This is a genomic window from Pseudoalteromonas sp. S3431 (genome assembly GCF_000690035.1).
Lineage (GTDB): Bacteria > Pseudomonadota > Gammaproteobacteria > Enterobacterales > Alteromonadaceae > Pseudoalteromonas > Pseudoalteromonas fuliginea.
The window spans coordinates 77443-88815 of the sequence record NZ_JJNY01000011.1; the positions used below are offsets into that span (position 1 = coordinate 77443).

The following is an 11373-nucleotide window of genomic DNA, read 5'->3' on the forward strand; positions in this document are numbered from 1 at the left end:
AGCAGCTGATTATAGTCGGTTTTTTAAACGCAGCAATTTAAATTTAAAAAATATATTAAAGTAATTATATTTCATGGTGTTATATTAATAAAACCACTTATTTTACTGTTCTAATATTTTTAAATGCAGCTTTTAATTGCGTAACTAAGGCAGGATCCATATTAATATTGCAAGCAAAGTACAAAGGGGATTGTGTTGTATTTAAACTGAGAACAGGTTCAAGTAATTTAAGCCTTGGCTCAGCTTGAATTCGATAGTCAAATTGCTTTTTACTAAGCACAACAAAATCTAGAATATCGTCGCGAGTACTAATAAGTTTATCTATTTTGTCTAGGCTATCTATAAGTAATAAATGCTTACTTTCGCTAAAGCCACGCTCTAACAAATAATGATGACTAAAGTTATCACGCAGTACTGCTATTTTATACTTTTTGGCATCATTGAGAGTATTTAACTTTATACCTCTCGACTTAAGCCCATATATAGCAGAGTCAAAGCTTTCTAGCTCGCCTATCCAAGTAAACTTATTCTCTCTATTAGGGAGTCGCACTATCGAAAATATACAGGTGTTTTTATCACGTAATGTTGCGTTGTACGATATGGCCCAACTATAGGCAAACATAGTGTAATTTATACCTGACCCTTCTAGCGCTTTATGAACTTTATCTACAGAGCGGCCAATGAGTTTGTTATCTTCATTGATGTACTGAAAGTCCGGAAATACTTCCGTTACTATTGTAATTTCAGTGGCGTTAACCTTAATACAGATAACGCACAGTAAAAAGATAAACCACTTCATTTAACTGAGCCTCATGATAAGTACATTAATAAATATAGCTGAGGCTCTGCGAACTGCTAGTTTTTAGTAGTGTATAAGCACGACCAATTTACTTGTTCATTGCGTTGATTAAAAAGGCCGATATTTTAGCGCCTTCTCTGAGTGTTGTTTCAGAACTAGACTGACCGACAAGCGAACTGTCGGTGAATGGCGCTATTTCCATCATATCAGCCCCCGTAATTGGAAACTCATCCGCAATGGCTGATAAAATATCAAGCGCATGCTTTGGTGTTAAACCATTATGTTCTGGCGTACCTGTGGCAGATGCAAACTCGGCATCAAGCGCATCAATATCAAAGCTTACATATACTTCATCAACGTTATCGGCTTTTAATTGTGCAATAGCGTCGGCAGCAACCGCTGCTGCGCCGCGCTCAATAATTTCATGTGCCCAATGTTGCTTAACGCCAAAGGTACTTTCCCAGTGCGCTTTAGGCTTGCCACTTGAGCGTATACCAAATTGTATTAAATGATGCGGTGCCGGTAAAAACTCTAATATATGTGTACACCACGAGCCAAAACATAAATCAATACCTAAGCGCTCCACAAGTAAATCGGTATGCGCGTCAAAATGAATAATAGCCGTGCGCTTACCTTGCTCACGTTTTGCTTTTAAGTACGCTTTAGTAAGTGGGTAACTAATTGAGTGATCGCCACCAATACCAAATAATCCTTTATCTTTAAACGTTGCGTAAAAACTGTCGCAGACATCTTCAGTGATTGATAATGGGCTTACGTAATAATCGTTATCTTCATCACCATATAAAGCTTTTTGGCAATTAGAAATGGTTGCATCATTTAGGTATTTGTCATGAAGTAAATGTGGGATTACACGTACATCGCCTAAATCAAACGAATGACATTGCGGATGCTGATCAATTAATGCTGAGCGCACAAACAATGGCCCCCAGTTTGCACCGCGTAAAATTCCACCGCCACAGTCTGAACTAATACCTAACATAACGGCTTTATGTGGTGAGCTTGGTAATTCGTTTAAAGACTCGCGCCACAAGTTATCAACGTTTTCAGTTTGTCCGTAAAGTTTATTACGCAGTGCGGCTTTGCGCTCTTTTGCAGTATTTACTGTGTATACGCCATCGCCCGGTGCGCACAAACAGTGCTCAACTTTGTTTTTAAATGCTTCAAATTGTGTGCTCATAATAAACTCCTTCGGTTTTTATTCTGTACGTAGCTAATTAGTTTTGATTACTTTTGATTAGTTATGCAAAATCACTAAAAGTGCCTAAACTTCAAATAAATGTCACTTTGCTAAATAAGTCAGTGCTTAATATAAGTAAACACGTTAGTTTTTACGTGTTCACTACAAGATTAAGCCATTGAATTTATTTGATATTAATGAAACTTTGTAATCATCCATTTAATCGTAGTTACGCGCTTGAGTGATACTTATTATGTCTGCTTGAACATGTCAACAGCGCAACAAGGCTACGTATATAAGTACTTGAGTGAATATTCATAGTTGGTGAATAAATCAAATTAGTCCTTAAAATTATTAAGGCTTTATTGGAAGAGTTAAGATAAAACGGACAATCGTCCTGTACTTAATAAACGTTTCTAGCAATGATGCTAGATTGACAACAAATTATTATAAAAGGCTTAGCTATGGAAAAGGTATTTCACTTAGGACTATGTATTGACGATCTTAAAGGTGCAAAACTTGCGATTGTACCGGGCGATCCAGATCGTGCAGCACGTATTTCACAATTCCTAGACAACCCAACCTGCCTTGCTCAAACTCGCGAGTTTCATGTTTATTTAGGTCAATTAAACGGCCACTCTGTGGTTATATGTTCTACAGGTATTGGTGGTCCATCTACGTCGATTGCAGTAGAAGAATTAGCACAACTTGGCGTGCGTAAATTTTTACGTATTGGTACAACCGGTGCAATTCAGCCACACATTAACGAAGGCGAAATTTTAATTAGCCAAGCGTCTGTACGTTTAGACGGTGCAAGCCAACATTTTGCACCACTTAGCTACCCTGCTGTATCTGACTTTTATGCAACACAAGCTATGGTACAAGCATGTAAAAACTTAAATATCGATTTCCATATTGGTATTACTGCATCAAGCGATACATTCTACCCAGGGCAAGAGCGTTACGATACGCACTCTGGTTACGTTCCTAAATCACTACAAGGTAGCTGCGAAGAGTGGCAAAAATTGGGCGTGATGAACTACGAAATGGAATCGGCAACATTATTTACTATGTGTGCAGCCCTTGGATTACAAGCAGCATGTGTAGCAGGCGTACTTGTTAACCGTACTCGCCAAGAAATACCAAATGTAGACCACGGTGAAATTGAGCGTAAATCTGTAGCAGTCGTATTAGAAGCAGCTAAAGTATTACTTGATTAATACAGATTATAGCAGTTAGTGAGTGAGTTATTTAATTCGATAGAGTGACTCGCTTTAATAAAGCACAGCTCCGGCTGTGCTTTATTGTATGCAAGCCACTATTTAAGTGGTGCGCTAATTACTTCTATTGCCGGTAGATTTTTAAAACTTGCAAGTACAGCACGTGCTACACCCGCTTGGTTTTCATGGCCTGCGGTTTCTAAAAGTGTAATTGATTTTACTGTACTTTCGTTAAAGCTAAGCCCCGCTAAAAAGAACTGACTTAGTGCACTTTGTAGTGGCGATAAACTTGGACTGTAAGCTGCATTTTCGGCGTAACTTCCGTAAAAATCACCATCACTAAATGTACTTATTTTTACGGCGCTAAAGTTTTGGCTGTAAGGCACGTACGCATTAAGTGCAAAACGCGCAAGGGTTTCATCAAGGCCATCAAAGCTAAAATTACCTTGCTGTGGTTTTGGGTTAAATAAGCTAAATTCGTTACCTAAATCGGTAGGTCCAAATGAATGCGGCAGTAATTCAGCAAGTTTAAATTGCTGATCAGGAAGTAAAATATCAAACTCTTTCGCATCAGCTAGTTCGTTCATAAACTGGCGACAATACCCACAAGGCGCATCGCTAATCGCAATTTTAACTATTTTTTTAGCGCCGTTTAACCATGCGTTATTTATAGCCGATTGCTCTGCATGAACCACTAAACTCAATGCTTGATGATCAAACTCTACATTTGCACCAAAGTAAAAGTTTACCTCACCCTTTTCATCAAGTGCTTTAACAATTGCGCCTACATGAAAATCTGACACTGGCGCAACGGCATATTCAGAAGCTAAAGGTACTAAACCTTGTAATAATGCATCATCAGACACACTGAGTTGAGCGCATAACGCTTTAATATTACTAGAATTTAATATGCCACGTTGTGATTTTAATTGACTACGTAATGACGCTGTTTGCGCTACGTTTAATGTGATGTGCGAATTTGTAAGTGCTGTATCTTGCTGTACAGTAAAAGTTGCTGAAGCCATAACATTTTTTAATTATTCAATGGCTACGTAGTTTAAAAGGTTAGGGTGTTAAATACCAGCCTATTTAACGCAAAAAAAAGGGAGCACATCGCGTGCTCCCTTTTAATACCAATAGGTATACCTAACAAAATAAAGTATTAGCCGGTATTACGCATACCTGCAGCTATACCTGTCATCGTGATCATTAACGCATTATCAATGTCACCTTCGTTTCGTTTTTCCTCTGAGCGAGCACGGCGTAAAAGCTCAACCTGTAATAAGTTAAGTGGATCGGTGTACGGGTTACGTAAACTAATCGACTCCTTAATCCAAGGTTGTTCGGCTAGTAGGCTTTTTTGTGGGCTAAGTGATTGCACCAAGCTAATAGCTTCTTGAAGCTCTTTACGAAGTGTTACACCCAGTGGTTTGTACATATCTTCCACCAGCGCATTGTCGTAATGCTCACTCAACCAGCAATCTGCTTTACTAAATACCATTTCTAGCATTTCTAGGCGCGATCTAAAGAACGGCCACTGTAAGCTCATTTCGTTGAGTGTTTCTGCGCCGTACTTATTAAGCGCAGCTTTTAAGCCTGTTAACGCACCTAACCATGCCGGAAGCATTAAACGGTTTTGGCTCCAAGCAAAAATCCACGGTATAGCACGCAGGCTTTCAACACCACCATTAGGGTTACGTTTTGCAGGGCGAGAGCCAAGCGGTAACTTAGACAGCTCAAGCTCAGGTGTTGCCATTCTAAAGTAAGGTACAAAGTTTTCATCGTGGCGAACTACATTACGGTAGTGCTCACACGACTCCTCACTTATTAGCTTCATTACTTCGCGCCACTGCGGTTTTGGCTCCGGCGGCGGTAATAAGTTACTTTGTAGTACCGCGCCTGCGTAAATATTTAAGCTTTGCAGTGCTACATCGGGTAAACCAAATTTAAAGCGGATCATCTCGCCTTGCTCGGTTACACGCAACCCCCCTTTTAACGAACCTGGCGGTTGTGAATGCAGCGCTTGTGCAGCAGGTGCCCCACCACGCCCTACTGTGCCACCACGTCCGTGGAATAAAACAAGCTCAATACCACGAGCATCAGCAAGCTGTACTAGCTTATCCATTGCTTCGTACTGCGCCCAACCTGCTGCCATCATGCCGGCATCTTTAGCAGAATCAGAGTAACCAATCATTACATTTTGGGTGTTTTTAATGTGCCCGCGATACCAAACATTATCAAGTAATGTAGTAATTACATCACTGCCTGCGTTTAAATCGTCGAGTGTTTCAAACAACGGTGCTACTGGTAAATCAAAGCTACAGCCGCTTTCTTTTAGCAATAATTGTACTGCTAAAATGTCTGATGCTGTTCGCGCCATCGAAATAATATACAAGCCAAATGTTTGTTCGTCTTGCTTAGCAATCACATCAAAGGTGTCTAGCACTTCTTGAACATCAGGGCTTGGTTGCCAATGTTTTGGAATAAGCGGTCTGCGAGAGTTAAGCTCAGTAAGTAAAAAAGCTTGTTTGTCTTGCTCTTGCCATTGGTTGTAGTCGCCTAAACCTAAATAACGCGTCAGCTCTGAAAACACATCGCTGTGGCGAGACGAATCTTGGCGCACATCGAGTTTAGCTAAACGCAAGCCAAAGCTATTAATACGGTACAGTAAATCAAGCAATAAGCCATCAGCAACGACTTTCATATTACACTTTAATAACGAGCGATAGCAGACCTCTACAGGGTGTTTAAGCTGATTAATATCGGTAATTAAATCTTGTGAATCGCTACGCTTATTTTTAATTTTAGCGCCAAGATGAGCTACTGTTTCTGCAACTTGGTTTTTAAGCTTTTTGATCACCGCTCTGTATGGTTCAAAGTCTTGACCTGCCAACTCAATAAGCTCATCACTGGCATCTGACATAGAGAGTTCAGCGCATAACGTTTTTAAATCTTGAATATATAAGTTAAGCGCCATCCAACGACCATGGTCAAGCACTTCTGCTGTAACCTGCGATGTTACAAATGGATTTCCATCACGGTCTCCACCCATCCAAGATGTGAACTCAATCGGGCTGTAATCTTTTGGTAGCTCTAAACTTAATTGCTCTTTAACATTGGCTGAAAATTCACGTAAAAAGCGCGGAACAGCGTGCCATAGACTGTTTTCGATTACCGCATAACCCCATTTAGCTTCATCAACTGGCGTTGGGCGAGAGCGACGAATGTCGTCGGTATGCCAAGCCTGGCTAATAAGCTGTTCAATACGATTTAAAATAGCATCTCGCTCTAGCGGTAAGTTATCTTTTCGCTCAAGCGACGCTAAGCAATCACTTAGTTCAACATGTTTATTAATAATAGTACGGCGCGTCACCTCGGTTGGGTGAGCGGTTAATACTAAGTTTATGTGGAGTTTTGAGAGTGTTTCGGCCAAATGATTACTATCTAGCTGGCCTTGTTCTGCTTTTGTAACTAACGTTTTTAATGTTTGAGTGAGAGGGTTTTGTTGACCAAGGCCAACGTCATTAAAACGCGAAACGGTATGAAATTGTTCTGCTACATTAGCAAGGTTTAAAAAATGATTAAATGAACGGGCAACCGGCAAAAGCTCTTCATCACTAAGCGCATGTAAAACATCTATTAGCGCTTGTCTGTCGTCTTCATTACCACTGCGAGATGATTTAGATAAAGCCCGAATTTCTTCTACTTTATCTAAAATAGCTTGGCCTTGAGCATCTTTAATTGTTTGTCCTAGAAGTTGCCCTAATAAATTTACATTACCTCGCAAGGCGGCGTATTGTTCACTCATTTCTCATTCTCCTTTATTTCGTAGGGCACTATTAATATCATCATGTAGGGATATTTAATAGATCCATTTGCAATGTCTTGTCGTAAAAAAATATATATAAAATAATCACAAAGCACCCACATGATAATTTTTTACGATGGTAACTGCCCCCTTTGCAGCACCGAAATGCAGCAACTAAAACACGCTGATTCTAAAAATCTAATTACGCTTGAAGATCTTAACGCGAGCGACTTTAGTGAGCGCTACTCGTATATTGATAAAGACCAAGCAATGACTTATCTGCAAGCTCAAAAGCTATCAGGTGAAATGATTTACGGGCTTGATGTAACGTACGAAGCATGGAAATTAGTGGGTAAACACGGCTGGTTGAAAATTTTTCGCTTGCCAATAATTCGCTTTTTCGCTGACTGCGGATACCTGTTATTTGCTAAGTATCGGCACCCCATCAGTCGCTTTTTAATGCCAAATACTCAGTGCAGTAACGGCCAATGTGGACTAAAAGCAAAAGGTGATAAATGAAAACTATTGTTTTATTCGGCGCAAGCAGTGCCATAGCAAATGCATATATAGAACATCTACAAATAAACACGCCTACTCATCAGATCGTTTGTATTAGTTCAAAAAGTATTGAATCTGACTCAAGTGTTGTCCACCTGCATACTGACTACACAAAACAAAGTTTAGCGCGCGTTACTAATTACCTAAAAGCGCAAAATGCCGATATACAACAAGTTATTATATTCAATGGTACACTGCACAACGAAACCCATATGCCCGAAAAAAAGCTGGAGGATTTAGACGCTGAGTATTTTAGCCAACTTCTAAATTCAAACACCCTAACTCCCCTACTTTGCTTGCAGAGTATTTTGCCGCTTTTAACACATAAAACGCAGTGTACTATTACAGCACTTAGTGCGCGTGTGGGCAGCATTAACGACAATAAATTAGGCGGTTGGTATACGTATCGCGCCTCCAAGGCTGCGCTTAACATGCTATTTAAAACCGCAGCGATTGAGCTTGCACGCCGAGCTAAAAATACTAAGCTCGTTTTATTTCATCCAGGGACTACTGATACTGAGCTTTCAAAGCCATTTCAAAAAAATGTACCCGCAGGAAAACTGTTTACAGCTGAATTTGTAGCCAAGCAGCTTTTTACACTTACTTTTAATAACCCTCATTTAGAACTCAATGGTCAGCCTGCCTACTTAGATTGGCAAGGCGAAACCATACCGTGGTAAGGACCTTTAATGCATTTTACTAAAGAGCGCATAAACGCACTTGAAAAACACACTCGTACTCATTTAATTAATTCGCTTTCGGGTTTTAAGAGCGCCAACTTAATTGGCACGCAAGACAAACAAGGCAATACTAATCTCGCCATTGTTAGCTCTGTTATTCATTTAGGGGCTCACCCGCCGCTAGTTGGCATGATAATGCGCCCAAATAGCGTGCCTCGACATACGTTCGAAAACATAATCGAAACCGGTAGTTACACCATTAACCAGGTTAATAAAGCTATTTATAAGCAAGCTCATCAAACATCAGCCCGCTACGACAAAGGCGAGTCGGAATTTGCGGCGACAGGTTTAACGCCCGAATATTTAAATGACTTTGCAGCGCCTTTTGTTAAAGAAAGCCGCTTAAAGTACTCAGTTAAATTTGTAGAAAACCAACATTTAGCCATCAATGGCACAGAGCTTGTAATAGGTGAAATCACTGATGTGTATTTAGATGAAGTAGCACTTCAAAGTGATGGCTTTTTAGATTTACAGGCTATTGAAACGGTGGCAGTAACCGGGCTTGATAGCTACCACACAAGTAATAAACTCACGCGTTTACCTTACGCTAAAAAATAATATGCCATTTTAAGAGGCTATAAACTAATAGCCTCTTATCGCATAACATTGAATTTTACCTTGGTATTAATCACACTAGCTAAAAATCCAAGGAGAAAAATATGACCACCACCGGTATTGGTACACAATCAAGCGAGCAAGCGCTGGCAAGCCTAAGTAACATGACGCAAACGCTGACCCCTATCGCAGCTGACGAACATTTAGAGCGCATAGCCAAGGCGCAAGCGTATATGCTAGCAAACAACATAGATGCAATTTATTTAAACGCTGGCACCAACCTTACCTACTTTACAGGCATGAAATGGTACGCGAGCGAACGTATGGTTGGCGCGATATTACCCGCCCTTGGTGAAGTACAATACATTGCGCCTTATTTCGAAATTGGTTCACTAAACGGGTTTAAAGTAATAGATGGGCCTATTTATGGGTGGCAAGAGCACGAAAATCCTTATGCACTTTTTGTCGAAGTATTAAAAAAGTTAAACATTAATGAAAACGCAACTATTGGCATTGATGAAAGCGCACAATTTTTTATATTCGACGGCATTAATAAAGCACAAATGGGTTTAACCCTCATAAATGCACAACCTGTAACGGCGCATTGCCGTATGCATAAATCAGTTCATGAACTTAGCTTAATGCAACGCGCGATGGACATGACCTTAGCCGTACATCAAGCCACAGCAAGCATGCTTTATGAGGGAATAACCACCACCGAAGTAGAAGCTTTTATTAAGCAAGCACACCAAAAAGTAGGTGCACCAGGTAACTATTTTTGTATTGTTTTATTTGGTGTTGCAACGTCTTTCCCGCACGGTGTTAAAGATGCCCAAATACTTAAAAAAGGCGATATGGTACTAATTGATACTGGCTGTAAAGTACACGATTACCTATCAGATATAACCCGTACCTATGTATTTGGCGAACCAACAATGCGCCAACGTATGTTTTGGGATCATGAAAAAGCAGCGCAAATGGCGGCATTTAATGCAGCTAAAATTGGTGCTACGTGCGAAGACGTTGACGCGGGCGCACGTAACTATTTAGCAGCGCAAGGGCTAGGCCCGCAGTACCAAACACCGGGTTGCCCGCATCGAACGGGGCACGGCATTGGGCTAGACATTCATGAATGGCCATATTTAGTTGGCGGTGATAAAACCCCACTTGCCCCTGGCATGTGCTTTAGTAACGAACCAATGTTAGTTATACCCGATGAATTTGGCGTGCGTTTAGAAGATCATTTTTACATGACCGACAACGGCCCTCATTGGTTTACACAACCAAGTTATAGCATTGACGACCCATTTGGGCTTAACGCTTAAAACTGAATACCTTCAAGAGCAGCTGTTTAGCTGCTCTTTTTAGTTTGGTATTGATAAAGTGCAGTTCATCCCAATATCCCCTGTTATACCAAAGCAATCCTCAAAAGGATAAATATGAAAAACTTTAAAATTGATATCGTCTCAGACGTAATGTGCCCTTGGTGTGTAGTGGGTTATAAAAACCTAGAAACTGCACTAGAGCAACTCAAAGACGAAATGAGCGCAGATATTACGTGGCATCCTTTTGAACTAAACCCAGATATGCCAATTGAAGGTCAAGACTTAAACGAACATTTAATGCAAAAGTACAACCTAACAGAAGAGCAAGGCGACGAAAATCGTAAAAACATGTTCGAAGCAGGAAAGCGTGCTGGATTCACCTTTAATTTTGATGGCAAACGCATCATGATCAACAGCTTTGATTTGCATCGTTTATTAATGTGGGCACGTGAAGAAGGTAAGCAAACCGAATTAAAACTTGCCTTTTTTGAAGCGCACTTCACTGATTTAAAATACTTAAATCAAGAAGAAGCACTACTCGACGTTGTTGAAAAAGTAGGTCTTGATAAAGAAACTGCGCGCGGTATTCTACATTCAGACAAATACGTACAAGACGTACGCCAAGAGCAAGACAACTTTAAACAAATGGGTATTACGTCAGTACCTACATTTATCATAAACGATAAGTATGCACTTACTGGCGGACAGCCAAGCGACTCATTCATTCAAGCACTAAAACAAATTAGTGAAGAAGAAGCCAAGCAAGACGCTTAACGAGTAAATTGTTGCTTAACACTTAAAAAAGGCTGCACATTGCAGCTTTTTTATTACGTATAAGTAAGCGAACAATAATCACCTTACTATAAATTTATTAGATATTTTATCGTCAACATACAGCACTAAATGCGTGTGGTTATTCGTAACATCATAAGTGATTTATCTCTAACACAGCCTCTAGGATTCTCATAAATGATCTTTACAGTATAAAAATAAGGATGGGTATCTGTAGTTGTCAACTAATTTCGGCTGATGGGCAGAACGCTCAGGCAACGCTATTTTCGTCTGCGTAAAAATTTAAGTTGAACCCGCCTAATATTGGCAACTAGCTTGGCAGAGAAGGTACCACCCATCATATACCCGAATTCATTTTGCAAGTGCACCACTGACCAT

Annotated in this window: 10 protein-coding genes; 6 read left to right on the forward strand and 4 right to left on the reverse strand. The window is 40.2% G+C overall.

Annotation, left to right across the window (positions count from 1 at the left end):
* Nucleotides 1-97: 97 nt before the first annotated feature.
* The gene (locus tag DO88_RS15270; protein WP_007375561.1) at nt 98-799 is read right to left on the reverse strand and encodes a substrate-binding periplasmic protein; all 702 of its coding nucleotides are present in this window, start codon (nt 797-799) and stop codon (nt 98-100) included.
* 88 nt (nt 800-887) lie between these two features.
* Complete coding sequence (locus DO88_RS15265; protein WP_007375562.1) at nt 888-1997, reverse strand: arginase family protein; 1110 nt, start codon at nt 1995-1997, stop codon at nt 888-890.
* Between the two features lie 464 nt (nt 1998-2461).
* Between DO88_RS15265 and udp the strand changes: the two genes are divergently transcribed.
* Nucleotides 2462-3217: a uridine phosphorylase gene (udp, locus tag DO88_RS15260; RefSeq protein WP_007375563.1), complete on the forward strand. Its 756-nt coding sequence runs from the start codon at nt 2462-2464 to the stop codon at nt 3215-3217.
* A gap of 98 nt (nt 3218-3315) precedes the next feature.
* On the opposite strand, the gene cdd is transcribed toward udp, so the two are convergent.
* Nucleotides 3316-4242 (reverse strand): cytidine deaminase, encoded by a 927-nt coding sequence (gene cdd / locus DO88_RS15255; RefSeq protein WP_008134372.1) that lies wholly within the window; start codon nt 4240-4242, stop codon nt 3316-3318.
* Between the two features lie 137 nt (nt 4243-4379).
* Complete coding sequence (ppc, locus tag DO88_RS15250) at nt 4380-7025, reverse strand: phosphoenolpyruvate carboxylase (RefSeq protein ID WP_033038162.1); 2646 nt, start codon at nt 7023-7025, stop codon at nt 4380-4382.
* Between the two features lie 120 nt (nt 7026-7145).
* On the opposite strand from ppc, the gene DO88_RS15245 reads away from it, so the two are divergent.
* The 5 genes from DO88_RS15245 to DO88_RS15225 all read left to right on the forward strand — a co-directional run bounded on the left by DO88_RS15245 (nt 7146) and on the right by DO88_RS15225 (nt 10977).
* Nucleotides 7146-7544, forward strand: a complete 399-nt coding sequence (locus DO88_RS15245; protein ID WP_007375566.1) for a thiol-disulfide oxidoreductase DCC family protein — start codon at nt 7146-7148, stop codon at nt 7542-7544.
* Nucleotides 7541-8263: an SDR family NAD(P)-dependent oxidoreductase gene (locus DO88_RS15240; RefSeq protein ID WP_007375567.1), complete on the forward strand. Its 723-nt coding sequence runs from the start codon at nt 7541-7543 to the stop codon at nt 8261-8263. Before DO88_RS15245 ends, DO88_RS15240 begins: the two co-directional genes overlap by 4 nt.
* A gap of 9 nt (nt 8264-8272) precedes the next feature.
* On the forward strand, nt 8273-8881 hold the full coding sequence (locus DO88_RS15235) for a flavin reductase family protein (RefSeq protein ID WP_007375568.1): 609 nt from the start codon (nt 8273-8275) through the stop codon (nt 8879-8881).
* A gap of 101 nt (nt 8882-8982) precedes the next feature.
* A complete protein-coding gene (locus tag DO88_RS15230; RefSeq protein ID WP_033038163.1) occupies nt 8983-10203 on the forward strand; it encodes a M24 family metallopeptidase in 1221 nt (406 codons plus the stop codon).
* 114 nt (nt 10204-10317) lie between these two features.
* Nucleotides 10318-10977, forward strand: a complete 660-nt coding sequence (locus DO88_RS15225; protein ID WP_033038164.1) for a DsbA family oxidoreductase — start codon at nt 10318-10320, stop codon at nt 10975-10977.
* Nucleotides 10978-11373: the final 396 nt, after the last annotated feature.